The organism is Paractinoplanes durhamensis, from assembly GCF_016862175.1.
Classification (GTDB): Bacteria; Actinomycetota; Actinomycetes; order Mycobacteriales; family Micromonosporaceae; genus Actinoplanes; species Actinoplanes durhamensis.
Window position 1 is genome coordinate 86,972 of the sequence record NZ_BOML01000051.1, and the last position, 14,278, is coordinate 101,249.

Genomic DNA, 14,278 nt, shown 5'->3' on the forward strand with positions numbered 1-14,278 from the left:
CGGGACGTCAGATCTGGTGAAGGACGTCGATGATTCTTGCAGCCTCGGCGGGCTCCCATTGATCCGGACCCGGGCCGAAGAGACGGTTGATGCCGTTCTGGCAGGGCAGGGCGGCGAACGCGGCCGGATCCTCGCGGTGGCAGCGCCGCAGCCAGGCGAGCGCGTCACGGTAGGCGGAGGGCGCCCGGTAGATGTGGTCGGGGACGTTGTGGAGCAGGCATTCGAGCAGATAGGACGGTGTGCCCGGCGGGCGGTGGCGTTTCGCGGTGCGGACGACCTGTTTGAACCGGCCGCCGGTGCGCAGGTCCTTCTCGTCGCCGTTGCGCCGGTGCTGCTTGGGGAAGTTGACGATCGGCCGCCCTTCCCGGTCCAGGAAGTAGACGCCCTGCTCGCCGGAGGAAGAGAGGTATTCCGTCGCCACCAGCACGTCGACCATCTCGCCGAAGAGCGAGCCGGGGTCGTCCACATTCAGGCAGCGGCGGCCCATCCGCACCGGCCAGATCTCCCCCAGCGCGGCGAGAACGTCGTCCCGGAAGTCCGTCCAGCCGCCCTCGAACGGCGCCCTGCGCATCAGGACCAGGTCGATGTCGCTGCCCGTCGCGAGGTATGTGTTGTTGGCCCGCGAGCCCTGGGCGAAGATCTCGAAAGCGCCCGGCAGCGGGGACCGGGCCAGCGCGCCGCGCAACTCGCTCTCGGCCCAGGACAGCAGAAACGCGTTGGGCTCGTGCAGCGTGAGCCCGGACCTGGTCATACGGCAATTGTGCATCAGGGGCGGCGACTCACCTTCCACCAGAAGGTCGGTTCGGCCGTGGCTGCGTCTGTGGACAGATCGACGCGTACATCTGAAGCCTGGACCGCACCCACCACCTGGCCGGCGGTTACCTCCGAGGCCGGCTTCGTCGTGGTGGTCTTGACCGGGATCGCGAGGCCGGGCCAGCCGACGACCTTGAGCGCGGCGGCCGGGCTGACCGTGACCGTCGAACCCCAGGCGGTCTTCACCTGGCCGACCGCCTTGTCGGCCAGCAGGGTGTACTCCTTGACGAAGCTGCGCACCGATTTGAGCAGCTTGCGGACCACGGTGTTGACGTTCGCGAGCTGCTCGGGGGTGTGCGCGCCGGGCTGGTTGAAGACCGCGCCGACCACCGTCAGGGATTTGCCGCCGACGGTCAGCTTGGCCGCGAAGAGCAGGTTGCCGCCCGCCTCCCCGGTCGAACCGGTCTTGATGCCGAAGACGCCCAGCTCACCCAGCAGATCGTTGTAGTTCTTGATCTTGCCGGCGACCGGGATGGTGGCCGACGGGAGCGCCACGATCTCGGCGAACACCTCGTCCTTCAGTGCCGCGCGGGCCAGCGCGACCTGGTCGGCGGCGGTGCTGATGGTGGTCGGCAGATAGCCGGACGGGTCGGTGTAGTGCGTGCCGGTCATGCCGAGTTCCGCGGCGGCGTCGTTCATCTTCGTCAGGAACTCGTCCTGCGAGCCGGCGTCCCAGACGCCCAGCATGTGCGCGACGTTGTTGGCCGACGGCAGCATCAGCGCCTCGAGGGCGTCCCGCTCGGTCATCTTCTCGCCGGCCGCGATCGGGACCAGCGACTGGCCGAGCGGGATGCGGGCGTTGTAGTCGGCCACGTCCGCGCTGGTCACCGTGATGCTCGGGCCCTCCTCGGCGCCGCTGAGCGGGTGGTTCTTGAGGATCAGGTAGGCCGTCATGACCTTGGCGACGCTGCCGATCGGCTCCGGGTCGTTGTCGCCCGAGCCGCCGATCCGGCCCATCCCCTCGATCAACAACTCGGCCGAGCCCTTCGACGGCCACGGGATCGACGGCAGCTTGCCGGGGATCTTCATGGTCGCGGCGATCTCGGTGGTCAAGGTCGCGGCGGGCAGGGCTCGGTGCAACTGCGCGGCTACGCCGCCACCCGAAAGAGCGATTAAAAGTACGACCGGAAGGAGTACGGCGAGGAGAAGACGTTTCCGCTTCTTGGGCTTGATCGTGGTGGCGACCGAGGGCTGCGGTTGCGGCTGGACCGGGAACTGCTGCGGGACCGGCACCGACGCGCGGCCCGCGGGGCTGGTGGGTGCGGCCTGACCCCCGTACACCCGGCCTTGGGAAGGGGGTTGACCTTGGGGTTGTGGCTGCCGTGGAGCAGGCGGCGTGACCCGCGCCGAGCCGGAAGCCCTCGGGGCAGCGTTTTCGCCCGAAGTCTCCGGCTTGGTCCCGTCGTCCGGTCCGGCCGCCCGCGTCATCCACCCGCTCCTCACCCGGCCCGGACTCCCCGGGCGCCCGACCAGTATTCCCGGCCCGCGCCAGCCCTCTTGTCAGCAGTCCGATTGACCGCTGAACCTACGTCCGCTACCTGTGGTACACGCCGGCAACATCAGCCACGGAGGGATTCGGATGATCGCCGTCACTCCGCCCCACACCCGACCCAAGACCTCAGCCCGAAGTGGCCATCTGGCCCTTTGGATCTTTTTGATCGCCAACCTGGTGATCGTCGAGTTGATGTTCGCCACCCCGGCCACGCCGGCGCACAACACGCTGACCTCGATCGGCCGCTTCCTGGGCCTGCATCTCGCGTTCGTGATGGCGCTGCAGCTGCTGCTCGTCGCCCGGCTGCCGTTCCTCGACCGCCGGATCGGCATGGACAAGCTCACGTCCTGGCACCGCTGGACCGGCTTCACCCTGTTCTGGCTGGTCCTGCTGCATCCCACGTTCGTGATGCTGGGCTACTCGAAGCTCGACAAGATCTCGTTCTTCGCCGAGATCCCCAACCTCGCCAAGCAGATGCCGGTGCTCCTCGGCATGATCGCCGCCGTGCTGGTGATGGTCGTGGCCGGCCTGTCGGTGCGGCTGGCCCGCCGCCGGCTGTCCTACGAGACGTGGCACGCCGTGCACCTGCTCGTCTACGTGATCGTCACGCTCGGCATCGTGCACCAGGTCTACGAGGGCAGCGCGTTCAAGTCCAACGCGTTCACCCAGGCGTACTGGTGGGGCCTTTGGGCGTTCGCGATCGGCGCGCTGCTCGTCGGCCGGCTGTTCGTGCCGCTCGTGCGCAACGCCCGCCACCAGCTGAAAGTCGCCGCCGTGGTGCCCGAGGCCGACGACGTCGTGTCGGTCTACCTGACCGGGCACGAGCTCGGCCGGCTCGACGCCCGGGCCGGCCAGTTCTTCCTGTGGCGGTTCCTCGGTCACAACAAGTGGTGGCAGGTCAACCCGTTCTCCCTCTCCGCGGCGCCGGACGGTCGCTCGCTGCGCCTGACGGCGAAGGCGATCGGGACGACCAGCGCCGGGTTGCGGCAGCTGCCGATCGGCACGCGGGTGTTCGCCGAGGGACCGTACGGTGCGTTCACCGCCGGCCAGCGGGTCACCGACAAGACGCTCCTGATCGCCGGGGGTGTCGGGATCACGCCGATCCGCGCGCTCCTGGAGGACGAGCACCTCACCGGCGACATCATCGTGCTCTACCGGGTGCGCGACCGCGGCGAGGCGGTCCTGCTCGGCGAGATGAACAACATCGCGTCGGTCCGCGGCGCCCGGATCCACCTGCTCACCGGCCGCACCGGCGAGGGCAACCAGCCGTTCAGCCCGGCCGGCCTGGCGCAGCTGGTGCCGGACATCGCCGAGCGGGACGTGTTCATCTGCGGCCCGTCCGCGATGACCGACGCGGTGCTGCGCAGCCTGCGCGAGCTGAAGGTGCCGGCCCGCCAGCAGCACGCGGAGACGTTCCGCCTGGCCAGCTGAGAGGGTTTCACGGAGTGGCCGGGGCGCTTGCCCGCGGCGAGTAAGGTGCCGCGGGTGATCCCAGTGTCGCGGCGCCGCATCGTCGTGGGCGCCGTCTTCGCCGCGATGATCCTGGTGCCGGCCGTCGGCGGCTGGAGCGCCGGCCAGGCCCTGCGCCCGTCGGCCGGCGCGTCCGGGTCGGCTGTCCCGACCTTCTCGCCGGGGATCCTGCCCGAGCCGTCCGTCACCGCCCCGTCCATCCCCGCGGGTATGCCGACCCCCACGTCGTCGTGGACGCTGCCGCCGCCGGTCGGGTGGAGCCTCGACGAGGTTCCGCAGTTCTCGCCGCCGCCCCCGCCGGAGCCGATCGTGCTGCCGCCCGGCGACCAGGTGCCGTTTCTGTCCCGGGTGCCGGTCACCCAGCCGGTGGCGTTCCTGACCATCGACGACGGCTATCTGAAGAACCCGGAAGCGATCAAGCTGTTCGCGGCCGCGCACATCCCGGTCACGCTGTTCCTCACCACCGACGCCATCCAGGACGACCCGGCCTTCTTCGACCAGCTGCGCGGCTACGGCGCGGTGATCGAGGCGCACACCATCTCGCACCCCGAGCTGGCCGGCCGCTCCTACGTCTTCCAGAAGCATCAGATCTGCGACGGCGCCGACCGGCTCGCCCAGTGGTACGGCCGCCGCCCGGTCCTGTTCCGGCCGCCGTTCGGCGACAAGGACAACACCACGCTGCGGGTGGCGAAGGAGTGCGGGATGACCGCGGCCTTCATGTGGAAGGAGACGGTCGACAAGGGCAAGGTCCGCTACCAGGAGGGCAAGGTCGTCCAGCCGGGCGACATCATCCTGATGCACTTCCGGCCGGCGTTCGTGAAGGACTTCCTCGGCGCCCTGAAGGCCATCCACCGGGCCGGGCTGACCCCGGCCCTGCTGGAGGACTACGTGCCCGGCGCCGCCCTTCCATCGACCCCGCCCAGCCCGCGCGGCGGGTCGCGCGAAGGCCACTAGAGCAGCCGTTCCGTCTCCCGCACCAGGCGCCGGGCCGCTTCCGGGTCGAGGGTGGGGAAGCTCATCGGCAGTTCCCGGTCCCGGTCGACGGCGGTCAGCGGCGCCGGCGGCGGGTGGTCGATCCAGTCGTCGATCGGCCGGATCGACTCCTCGACCGGCCGGGCCGCCACCCGGGCGGCGAGCTTCAGGGCGGCCCGCAGCGGGGCCGGCATCGGCGAGAGGTCGCCGCTGCGGGTGAAGCCCGGGTGGTAGAGCACGTAGCGGGCCCGGCCACCCGACTGGGCGACGCCGAGCAGGTCGTTGAGCCGCCCGGCCTGCATCTGGGCCCGGACCATGCCGTAGCCGCGGGTCAGCGGAAAGAAGGCAGTTTCATGTCCGGTACGAACATGGGTGTGCCCTCGATGCTCGCGCACGTGCTGCCCACCCCGGTCCCGGCGGCCGAGCATGAGGTCTGCCCGCTGACCGACGTGCTGCGCCGGGTCGGCGACAAATGGTCGGTGCTGGTGCTGACCTTGCTGGGGCGGCGGCCGTACCGCTACAACGAGCTGCACCGGTCGGTGCCGGCGATCAGCCAGCGGATGCTCACCCGCACCCTGCGGTCGCTGGAGACCGACGGGCTGATCTCCCGCACGGTCTTCGCGACCGTCCCGCCGAGCGTGGAATACCGGCTGTCCCCGCTCGGCGAGAGCCTGCTCGGGCCGCTGTCCGCGCTGGCCGACTGGGCCGTGCAGCACCAGCCGGAGATCGACCGTCACCGGCAGCGGCCGCCGTCGCCCTTCGACAGCCGGCCGTAACGCCAGGTCAGCTGCATCTCGATCTGGGGTGCGCGGGCCGGCTTCAGGACCGCCCGGTGCTGGTCGGCGTCGACGACCTCGATCCGGCCGTAGCGTGGGTAGGCGTCGTTGAGCATCTTCGCCACTGCCTCGCGGCCGGTGCCGTCGGCCGGGCGGACCCGCGGCAGGTGCAGGGTGATGCCGGGGTCGCAGGCGGCGGCCACGTCCTCGGTGCGGGCCTCGTTGTAGTTCGCGATCAGCGTGCGGAACATCCGGCCCAGATCGAGCGGGTTGCCGCTCATCCGGAGTTCCAGGCCCGGCTTGCACAGCAGCGCGAACGGCACCTCGGTCAGCTCGTTGCGGGACACGTCCAGCAGGGTCAGTTCGGGCAGCTCGGCCAGCCAGTCCGGCAGCACCCGGACGTAGCTGTTGTAGAGGTAGATCGTCCGCAGGTGCCGGAACTCGCGGACCGGCGGCGGCACGACCGGCAGGTCCTGCTGGTAGAGATGGAGCTCGTCGCGGCCGCCCGCCGCCCGCCGGAGCGCCTCCTCGACGGTCGGCAGGGCCGGGATCCAGTCACCGTCCTCCATCGGTCAGGCGGCCGACCTGCCGGGCACCCGGAGGCGACCGGCCGCCACCAGGGCCAGCACCCCGGCCACGATGATCGGCAGCCCGATCGACAGGATGCCCAGCAGGCCGAAGGCCAGCATCAGCACACCCGCGGCGATCAGCGCCAACCTTGCCGGGCGGGCCGCGCCGTAGGCGGCCAGCAGCGCCGCCGCCGCGAGACCGGCGACGAACCACACCGCCGGCTCGCCGTCCTGGTGGGCGATCAGTCCGAGGTAGACGGCGATCATGACCAGCGCGATCGCGGCCGACGCCGCGGCCGGCACTCTCCCGGAGCTCATGCCTCATCGTGACCCCTTGTCGCCGGGGCTGTCGACCCGGCTTTTTCTGAACCGGTTCAGGCCGCTTCCGAAGCCTGCCAGGATCGCTTCGCCGAGGAGTGGCTGCCCGGGTGGCCGTTGAACAGCGCGCAATCCTTGTCGTCGCGGCGCTCGGTGTCGGGCAGATGGGTCGCCGGGCACCAGGTGTACGGGTTGATCTCGGAGGCGCTCAGCGTCCACTGGATCCACCACATGGTGGTGTCCACCTGCTGGCCGAGGGCGGCATGCGAGCCTTCGTGGCCCTGCTCCAGCTCACAGCCCAGCTCGGCCTGCACGCTGGGCGCCTTGGTGGGAAGCCCGTCGAAGAAGGCCATTTGCGCCGCGTCGAGGGTGACGCGGGCGGGACAGATCATCAGGTCTTCGCGTTCAATCGACATACATCCATGGGTTCCCTCGCCGGTGTCGGCGCACACCCCTCAACTGAACCGGTTCTTGAAACCGGCCGACCCGGCGGTGAACGCGATCGCCGCCGCGGCGGCCGCCACCCCGCACAACGCGAGGGTCGGCAGGTAGCCGAACGCGTCGACCGAGGCGCCGGCCAGGACGCCGGCCACCAGCAGGCCGGCCGTCGAGGCGTTGGCGAACAGCGTGGTGGCCCGGCCGGTCGCCGGGGCCAGCAGATCCTGGAAGTAGCGGATGCCGGCCGCGCCGACCACGGCGATCCCGATGCCCCGGAAGACCTGGCCGACCAGCAGCAACGCCATGCCGCCGGCCAGGACCGTGAGGCTGAAGTAGACGACGAAGCTGAGCATGCCGCCGAGGATGACCAGGCGCTGGCTGACCCGGGCCGGCACCGCGGCGAGCCCGAGCGCGGCGGCGACCTCGACGGCGGCGCACGCGCTGTAGAGGATGCCGACCGAGGACTCCGGCCGGTCGAGGGCGCGGGTGACGAACAGCGGCAACGCCAGCGAACCGGCGTACATGGCGGTGAAGAAGAGCGTGACGCTCGCGGTCAGCAGAACCACCGACCAGGCCGGCGGCCCGGCGGCGTCCGCGCCGGAGTCGGCGACGGCCGCCGCCACCGCCCGCGGCTTCGGGATGAGCAGGGTGGCGAGGGCGGTGAGCACGAGGGCGCCGGCGGCCGACCAGAGGAGTACGGCGTAGCCGGCGCGGGCCAGCACCACCGCCCCGAGCAGCGGCCCGACCGCCCAGGCGAGGGACCAGACCGAGCGCAGCAGCGGCGCCGACCGCTGCCCCGCCGGCCCGTCCCCGAGAACCGCCCGGGCCAGCGCGAACAGCTGCGGGAATGCCGCCCCGACCCCGCCGAGCAGGGTGACGGAGAGAAGCAGGAACACCGGAAACGCGGTGGTGACGGTGAGTATCCCGAACGCGACCGCGCAGCCGAGCGTGACAGCGACGGTGTAGCGGCGGGCCGGCCGCCGATCGAACCGCCGCCCGAGCAGCCAGGCGACCGTGATGCCGCCGATCGCGGTGGCCGACGCCGTCACCCCGATCTGAAGAGGCCCGAAGTGCCCCACATCGGCGGCGAAGAGCACCACGTAGGAGCCCCACATCGAGTCGGCAATGCCGAGCATCAGAATGGCGCCGGCCAGCGCGAGAAATGGCACCCGCCTTGCTTACCCGATCAAGACGCCACGGGCATCCGAGTTAACGATCAGTACGGGTCGCGGCCCGGGCCGCGCACCGCGGCGGTCGCGGACTCCTCCGCCTCGACGGCGGGGCCGGCCAGCAGGTAGACCCGGGAGGTCGCGTTGCCCTGCGGCGCCAGGAGTCCGGCGCGGGTCAGGGCCTGGATGTCGCGGATGGCCTGGTCCCGGGTCAGCCCCTCGTCCTGCTGGTAGGTGGTACGCCGGACCTCGCCGATCGCGGCACCGTAGAGGGCGGAGACGACCCGCTCGGGCAGGCCGCGGTCGGCGGCCAGGGTCGCCAGGTCGTTCCACACGCGCACGGTCCACTCGGAGCGCCGTTTCACCCGCTGCGCCTGGCGGTGATGGGCGGTCAGGACGAATCGCAGCCAGGAATGGGCGTCCCGGCCGGGCTCGAACGTTCCTTGCTGGACCGACCGAAGCGCCGCGTAGTACTGCACCGTGTTGATCTGCTCGCCCAGCCATTCCTCGATCGAGGAGAACTCGGACAGAAGCTCGCCCGTCCTCGCCAGCACGAGGGTGTGGACCGCGCGGGCGGTACGCCCGTTGCCGTCCCGCCAGGGGTGAATGCCGACCAGATTCAGGTGGGCCATCGCCGCTCGCGCGTACGCCGGTGCGTCCGGATCCCCATCGCGCAGCCACTCGATCAGTTCGCCCATGAGTCCGGAGACCAAGTCGGCGTCGGGACCGGTGTAGGCGGGCTCCAGCCGGTCGGCGCTCGTCACGTAGATGCCGCCGGCACGATAGCGACCCGGCCACTTACCCGGCTGATATTTGGTGATCATGAAGTGCAGGGCGGACAGCAGGGTTTCCGAGTATTCGAAGAAGCCCATCAGCGGCGTCTGCTGCACATAGGTCATCGCATCGCGATAACCGGCGACCGCCTGCTGCGTTTCCTCTCCGGCGCTCGCGGACATCGGCGCATGTTCGACGAGCGCCCGGGCGTCGGAGTTGCTGATCGTGATGTTCTCGATCGTGTTCGAGCCCTGGATGGCCGCAGCGAACAGGCTGCGTCGCAGCTGGCCCTCCCAGTGCGGTTTCGCCCGCAACTGCACACCAAGCTCAGCCCGCATGGCATCCAGCTCGCCGAGGACTCGAAGGTCGTCGGCGTCCAGCGCGGGCATCTCGTAAAGCATGCGCCTATGCTACTGCAGCAGTAGCATAGGCGCATCTCAGTCGATCAGGGCTGGCTCACTCCCGGCTCGGTGCCCTCGATGTGGCCTACCAGGCGGCGTAGGTACGTCGGGGTTATGTCGCTGGTTACCGTCACGTCGTACCAGTCGTGGTGGTGTGGCAGGTGGCGGGTTTGGCTTTGGCCCGGGTTCAGGCGGATCGGCCAGCGCTCGCCGCTGTAGGCGTCGGTCAGGACCACCCTTGTCGCCTTTGAGGACGGGTTGGACAGGGTCAGGCGGGACTGGCGGATGCTCACCTCCACGCCTGGGGTGCGGAAGCGGCGGAAGAAGCCGTTCGGGCCGTGGACGCTCAGGTCCGTGGTGTCCGGCCAGGTGCCGGTCAGGTGGGTTCGGGCTGCGGCCGTGTATGTCCGTGGGGTGCCGCCCGCCTCGGTCACGTAGAAGACCGCGCCTGCGCCGGCCCGGCTCGCGAACGTCACGCGCACCTCGCCGGCCGCGTAGCGGGCGTCGGCGGCCAGGTCGTAGCGCAGTGGGCGGGCCGGGCGCACCCCGTGTTCGGGGGTGGGGAGCTTCGGGTCGGCGGGTGGGGTCGGGACGTAGTCGGGGTGGCGGTTGCGGTCGGCGGGGGCGTACGCCCTCGTGTCCGGCAGGCGCGGTGGGGCCGGGCGGGTCTTGGCGAAGTCGAAAGCCGCCGTCAGGTCGCCGCAGACGGCGCGCCGCCACGGGGAGATGTTGGGCTCGTGCACGCCGAAGCGCTTCTCGATGAAGCGGACGATCGACGTGTGGTCGAAGACCTCGGAGCAGACGTAACCACCCGTGCTCCACGGCGACACCACCAGCATCGGGACCCGCTGGCCCAGGCCGTACGGGCCGGCCACGTGACCGTTCGACGCGGGCAGGAACTCGTCGCGCAGGTCGGCGGTCGAGTTCCCGGCGGTGGGATACGCGGGGACGGCGTGGTCGAAGAAGCCGTCGTTCTCGTCGTAGGTGATCAGCAGGGCGGTCCGCGCCCAGACCTTCGGGTCGGCGGTCAGCGCGTCGAGGACCTGCGCGATGTACCAGGCGCCGTAGTTGGCCGGCCAGTTCGGGTGTTCGGTGTACGCCTCGGGCGCGACGATCCAGGACACCTGCGGCAGGTTGCCGGCCAGCACGTCGTCGCGCAGCGGGGCGAACATGTCGTCGCCGGCCTTGAGGTTGGTGCCGGTGCGGGCCTTCTCGTAGAGCGGCGTACCGGGCGCGGCGTTGCGGTAGTTGTCGAAGTAGAGCAGCGAGTTGTCGCCGTAGTTGCCGATGTACGGGTCCGACGTCCACCCCCAGTAACCGGCCGCGTCGAGGCCATCGCCGACATCCTGGTAGATCTTCCAGGACACCCCGGCCGCTTCGAGCCGTTCGGGGTAGGTGGTCCAGCCGTAGCCGAGCTCGTCGTTGGTGACCACCGGCCCGCCGCCGCGGCCGTCGTTGCCGGTGTAGCCGGTCCACATGTAGTAGCGGTTCGGGTCGGTCGGGCCCATCAGGCTGCAGTGGTAGGCGTCGCAGATGGTGAAGCTGTCCGCGAGCGCGTAGTGGAACGGGATGTCGTCGCGGGTCAGGTAGGCCATCGTGGTCGGCGATTTGGCCGGCACCCACCGGTCGTAGCGGCCGCCGTGGAACGCGTCGTGCCCGTCGTTCCAGCCGTGCGGCAGGTCCTGGAGGAACTGCATGCCCAGGTCGTCGACGTCCGGCCGGAACGGCAGCACCCCGGACTGGTTCCACACCGAGGTGCCGTCCGGCAGCGTCACCGGGGTGCGGTCGCCGAAGCCGCGCACACCGCGCAGCGCCCCGAAGTAGTGGTCGAAGGAGCGGTTCTCCTGCATGAGGACCACGATGTGCTCGATGTCGGCGATCGTGCCGGTGCGGCGGTCGGCCGGGATCGCCGCGGCGCGGGCGATGCTCGGCGACAGGGCGGCCATGGCGGTGGCGCCCCCGGCGAGAGCCAGGAATCCACGGCGATTGATGCGATCCATGCCGAGCAGTCTCGGCCCCGAACGTCGAACAGCGGGCTTCGGTCAGGCGAATTGGCGGCGGTCGTCCGGTAGCCGTTCGGTCACTCCGCGACGATCGAGCAGCTCCAGCAACGGCACCGCGACCCGCCGGGTGGTGTCGAGCGCCTTGCGAGCTTCACTGAGCGTGAAGGGTTGGGCGATTTGTCGCAGTAAAGTGGCGGCGAGCGGCACGGCGGAAGCCAGCAGCACCACATTGGGCGCCAGCTGGATCAGCAGCCCGGCCCGGACCGCGGCGGCCTGCTGACGGGCGCCCAGTCCCAGCGCGGCGAGCGAATAGGCCTCGGGGGCGGCAAAAGGGCCCTTGTCCGCGAACGCCTTCTCGACAGCGGCGATCAGGTCAGCAGGGATGCCGGTGGAGCCGGTCTCGATCCGGCCGTTGCGGACCCGCAGCGGCGGCTTGACCAGGGCCTCGACCAGGGCCCGGTCGGGCAGGCCGAGGCGGTGCCGGACGGCCTCGAGCGGGGCTCCCGGTTCGAGGGGGTGCGCGGCCCGGTAGGCGGTGGCCTCGGCGGTCAGGGTTTCGGCGAGGGCGGCCCAGTGGGCCGGGTCGGCGAACCAGTCGCCGGCCACCGGAACACCATTGACGGGTACGCCCATGGCGGCCAGATCCGACCCACGGATCAGCAGGCGACGGCTCAGCTCGCTCGCCAGGTCGGGGGTGCCGTCCATGGTGGCCAGCACGGTCGCGCGGGCCGCGGCGGCGCCCCGGCGGGTCAGGCCGGGCGGGTTCACGTCCAGGATCGTGACGCCGCCGGCGACGTGGTGGCGGCCCGGGTCGCGGAGCAGGGCCCGGTCGCCGAGGCGCAGCGGGAGCGGCCGGGACAGCCGCAGCCGGCACGTGTCGGGGCCGAGCGGCCGGACCCGGGCCGGGATCGCCGCCGCACCGATGTGCAGGGTCGCGGTCGGCGGCAGGTCCTCGACCGGGTCGCCGTGCAGCCGCACGTCGATCAGGTCGGTATGCCGGAAGCGGCCGGGCGTCAGCAAGGCATCACCCCGGGAGAGGCGTTCCTTGGGTACGCCGCGCAGGTTCACCGCCACCCGCGCCGTCGCGGCCACCTCAGGCACCGGGGCGCCGAGCGTCTGGAGCCCACGGACCCGCACCGGCTCGTCGCCGAGGAGCCCGAGGAGCAACTCGTCGCCGACGGCGAGCCGCCCGGCGCTGAGGGTGCCGGTCGCGACCGTGCCGGCGCCCTTGATCGTGAAGACGCGGTCGACCCACAGCCGCACCGGCCCGTCCTCATCGGGCGCGGGCAGGCCGCCGACAAGGCGGTCCAGGGCGCTTAGCAGGTCGTCGAGGCCGGCCCCGGTCGTCCCGGAGACCGCGACCGCCTCCACCCCGCCCAGCGAGGTCGCCGCGATCAGTTCCCGGGCCTGCGCCAACGCCGGCGCCGGGTCGGCCAGGTCGGAACGGGTGACGACCAGCAGGCCGTGCTGGACGCCGAGCGCGTCCAGGGCGGCCAGGTGCTCGGCCGACTGCGGCATCCAGCCCTCGTCGGCGGCCACCACGATCATCGCGGCCGGGACGCCACCGATGCCGGCCAGCATGTTCGGCACGAACCGCTCGTGGCCGGGCACGTCGACGAACGCGACCGTCTCCCCGCCGGGCAGGGCCGTCCAGGCGAAGCCGAGGTCGATGGTCATGCCGCGCCGGCGCTCCTCGGCCCAGCGGTCCGGTTCCATCCCGGTCAGCGCGCGGACCAGGGTGGACTTGCCGTGGTCGACGTGGCCGGCGGTCGCCACGACGTGCATCGTCAGGCCACCGACAGGACGGCCGCGACCAGGTCGTCGTCCGCTTCCGGGGGTACGCAGCGCAGGTCGAGCAGCAGACTTCCGCCGGCGAGGCGGCCCACGACCGGCGTTGCGGTTGTCCGCAGTGCGACCGCGTACCTCTGCGGCAGCGACAGTGACCACGACGGGAGCTGGACGTTCGGCGCTCCCCCGCCGCCGACGACCGCGACCGATTCGACCAGGGTGACCGGGATGCCCTTTTCTTCGAGGCGTTCCAGCACGCTCAGGCTGCGCCGCCGCAGCTCCTCCGCCGAAACGCGCAATGCCTGCCAGACCGGGGTTTCCGGGCCGGTGAGGGTGGCCTGCAACGCGGCGAGGGTGAGTTTGTCGACGCGTAACGCCCGGGCGAGGGGGTGGCGGCGGAGGCGCTCGATGAGGGTGGCGTCGCCGAGCAGGAGGCCGGCCTGCGGACCGCCGAGGAGCTTGTCACCGCTCGCGATGACCAGGTCGGCGCCGTCCCGCAGGGTGGTGGCGGCGTCCGGTTCGTCCGGTAGAAGCGAGTCCGGGGCGAGGAGGCCGGAGCCGATGTCGGCGACCACCGGGATGTCCAGGGCGGACAGCTCGCGGGTGGTGGCCTCGCTGGTGAAGCCGGTGATCTCGAAGTTCGACGGGTGCACCTTGAGGATGAACCCCGTTGCCGGATTTATCGCCTTTTCATAGTCGGTGAGCGACGTGCGGTTGGTGGTGCCGACCTCGCGCAGCCGGGCCCCGGTCGATTCGAGCAGGTCGGGCAGGCGGAAGCCGTCGCCGATCTCCACCATCTCGCCGCGGCTGACGATGATCTCCTTACCGGCGGCGAGGGCGGTGGCGGCCAGCACGAGCGCGGCCGCACCGTTGTTGACCACGTGCACGCCGCCCGCGTCCGGGACCGCGCTCTGCAGGGCGGCCAGGGCGGTGCGGCCGCGCTTGGCCCGCTGCCCGGTGGTCAGGTCCATCTCGACGTCGGTGTTCCCGGCGGCCGCGACGATCGCGTCGCGCGCGGCCCGGGAGAGAGGCGCCCGCCCGAGGTTGGTGTGCAGGACGACGCCGGTCGCGTTGAGCACCGGCCGCAGCCCGCCGGCCGTGGACGGCAGCGCCGCCACCGCTGCGTCCGCGACCTCCGATGGGCTGAGCCGGCCGCCGCGAACCAGCTCCTGAGCAGCACCGACGGCCGCTTTCACGGCCGGCCGGCCGAGACGGGCGACGGCGTCCTGGAGCCGGGGATCGGCGAGGACGACATCGGTACGCGGCACCTGCCGCCGGGGATCCACGCCACCAAT

At 71.3% G+C, this 14,278-nt stretch carries 14 protein-coding genes; 3 read left to right on the top strand and 11 right to left on the bottom strand.

The window, feature by feature from the left end:
- Nucleotides 1–7: 7 nt before the first annotated feature.
- Both Adu01nite_RS31760 and Adu01nite_RS31765 read right to left on the bottom strand, forming a co-directional pair.
- The gene (locus tag Adu01nite_RS31760) at nt 8–751 is read right to left on the bottom strand and encodes a nucleotidyltransferase domain-containing protein (protein ID WP_203732338.1); all 744 of its coding nucleotides are present in this window, start codon (nt 749–751) and stop codon (nt 8–10) included.
- 14 nt (nt 752–765) lie between these two features.
- On the bottom strand, nt 766–2,094 hold the full coding sequence (locus Adu01nite_RS31765) for a D-alanyl-D-alanine carboxypeptidase family protein (RefSeq protein ID WP_239132839.1): 1,329 nt from the start codon (nt 2,092–2,094) through the stop codon (nt 766–768).
- A gap of 373 nt (nt 2,095–2,467) precedes the next feature.
- On the opposite strand from Adu01nite_RS31765, the gene Adu01nite_RS31770 reads away from it, so the two are divergent.
- Together Adu01nite_RS31770 and Adu01nite_RS31775 are read left to right on the top strand one after the other, a co-directional pair.
- Nucleotides 2,468–3,736, top strand: a complete 1,269-nt coding sequence (locus Adu01nite_RS31770; RefSeq protein WP_239132840.1) for a ferredoxin reductase family protein — start codon at nt 2,468–2,470, stop codon at nt 3,734–3,736.
- 54 nt (nt 3,737–3,790) lie between these two features.
- Nucleotides 3,791–4,729, top strand: a complete 939-nt coding sequence (locus Adu01nite_RS31775) for a polysaccharide deacetylase family protein (RefSeq protein WP_239132841.1) — start codon at nt 3,791–3,793, stop codon at nt 4,727–4,729.
- Here the strand turns inward: Adu01nite_RS31775 and Adu01nite_RS31780 are convergent.
- Nucleotides 4,726–5,064: a hypothetical protein gene (locus Adu01nite_RS31780; RefSeq protein ID WP_203732344.1), complete on the bottom strand. Its 339-nt coding sequence runs from the start codon at nt 5,062–5,064 to the stop codon at nt 4,726–4,728. The two genes, Adu01nite_RS31775 and Adu01nite_RS31780, sit on opposite strands and share 4 nt — an antisense overlap.
- 36 nt (nt 5,065–5,100) lie before the next feature.
- Between Adu01nite_RS31780 and Adu01nite_RS31785 the strand changes: the two genes are divergently transcribed.
- Nucleotides 5,101–5,523 (top strand): winged helix-turn-helix transcriptional regulator, encoded by a 423-nt coding sequence (locus Adu01nite_RS31785; protein ID WP_203732346.1) that lies wholly within the window; start codon nt 5,101–5,103, stop codon nt 5,521–5,523.
- On the opposite strand, the gene Adu01nite_RS31790 is transcribed toward Adu01nite_RS31785, so the two are convergent.
- Genes Adu01nite_RS31790 through selA form a run of 8 tightly spaced genes read right to left on the bottom strand, consistent with a single transcriptional unit; the run spans nt 5,481 to nt 14,278 of the window.
- Nucleotides 5,481–6,092, bottom strand: a complete 612-nt coding sequence (locus Adu01nite_RS31790; RefSeq protein WP_203732348.1) for a leucine-rich repeat domain-containing protein — start codon at nt 6,090–6,092, stop codon at nt 5,481–5,483. The two genes, Adu01nite_RS31785 and Adu01nite_RS31790, sit on opposite strands and share 43 nt — an antisense overlap.
- Before the next feature lie 3 nt (nt 6,093–6,095).
- Nucleotides 6,096–6,410, bottom strand: a complete 315-nt coding sequence (locus Adu01nite_RS31795; protein WP_203732350.1) for a hypothetical protein — start codon at nt 6,408–6,410, stop codon at nt 6,096–6,098.
- Nucleotides 6,411–6,466: 56 nt separating this feature from the next.
- Nucleotides 6,467–6,826 carry a hypothetical protein gene (locus tag Adu01nite_RS31800; RefSeq protein WP_203732352.1) on the bottom strand — a complete coding sequence of 120 codons (360 nt, stop codon included), beginning with the start codon at nt 6,824–6,826 and terminating at the stop codon, nt 6,467–6,469.
- A gap of 39 nt (nt 6,827–6,865) precedes the next feature.
- On the bottom strand, nt 6,866–8,017 hold the full coding sequence (locus tag Adu01nite_RS31805) for an MFS transporter (protein ID WP_203732354.1): 1,152 nt from the start codon (nt 8,015–8,017) through the stop codon (nt 6,866–6,868).
- Nucleotides 8,018–8,064: 47 nt separating this feature from the next.
- The gene (locus tag Adu01nite_RS31810) at nt 8,065–9,192 is read right to left on the bottom strand and encodes a Fic family protein (RefSeq protein ID WP_203732356.1); all 1,128 of its coding nucleotides are present in this window, start codon (nt 9,190–9,192) and stop codon (nt 8,065–8,067) included.
- 44 nt (nt 9,193–9,236) lie between these two features.
- Nucleotides 9,237–11,192 (bottom strand): phosphocholine-specific phospholipase C, encoded by a 1,956-nt coding sequence (locus Adu01nite_RS31815; protein WP_203732358.1) that lies wholly within the window; start codon nt 11,190–11,192, stop codon nt 9,237–9,239.
- 42 nt (nt 11,193–11,234) lie between these two features.
- Nucleotides 11,235–12,980 (bottom strand): selenocysteine-specific translation elongation factor, encoded by a 1,746-nt coding sequence (gene selB / locus Adu01nite_RS31820; RefSeq protein ID WP_203732359.1) that lies wholly within the window; start codon nt 12,978–12,980, stop codon nt 11,235–11,237.
- 2 nt (nt 12,981–12,982) lie between these two features.
- A complete protein-coding gene (gene selA, locus Adu01nite_RS31825) occupies nt 12,983–14,278 on the bottom strand; it encodes an L-seryl-tRNA(Sec) selenium transferase (RefSeq protein WP_203732412.1) in 1,296 nt (431 codons plus the stop codon).

Bases quoted from the DNA above. Each gene is read 5' to 3' on its own strand.
- Adu01nite_RS31780 (WP_203732344.1), bottom strand. From the start codon at position 5,064: ATGGTCCGGGCCCAGATGCAGGCCGGGCGGCTCAACGACCTGCTCGGC.
- Adu01nite_RS31810 (WP_203732356.1), bottom strand. From the start codon at position 9,192: ATGCTTTACGAGATGCCCGCGCTGGACGCCGACGACCTTCGAGTCCTC.
- Adu01nite_RS31815 (WP_203732358.1), bottom strand. From the start codon at position 11,192: ATGGATCGCATCAATCGCCGTGGATTCCTGGCTCTCGCCGGGGGCGCC.
- Adu01nite_RS31760 (WP_203732338.1), bottom strand. From the start codon at position 751: ATGACCAGGTCCGGGCTCACGCTGCACGAGCCCAACGCGTTTCTGCTG.
- Adu01nite_RS31785 (WP_203732346.1), top strand. From the start codon at position 5,101: ATGTCCGGTACGAACATGGGTGTGCCCTCGATGCTCGCGCACGTGCTG.
- Adu01nite_RS31790 (WP_203732348.1), bottom strand. From the start codon at position 6,092: ATGGAGGACGGTGACTGGATCCCGGCCCTGCCGACCGTCGAGGAGGCG.
- Adu01nite_RS31795 (WP_203732350.1), bottom strand. From the start codon at position 6,410: ATGAGCTCCGGGAGAGTGCCGGCCGCGGCGTCGGCCGCGATCGCGCTG.
- Adu01nite_RS31800 (WP_203732352.1), bottom strand. From the start codon at position 6,826: ATGTCGATTGAACGCGAAGACCTGATGATCTGTCCCGCCCGCGTCACC.
- selB (WP_203732359.1), bottom strand. From the start codon at position 12,980: ATGCACGTCGTGGCGACCGCCGGCCACGTCGACCACGGCAAGTCCACC.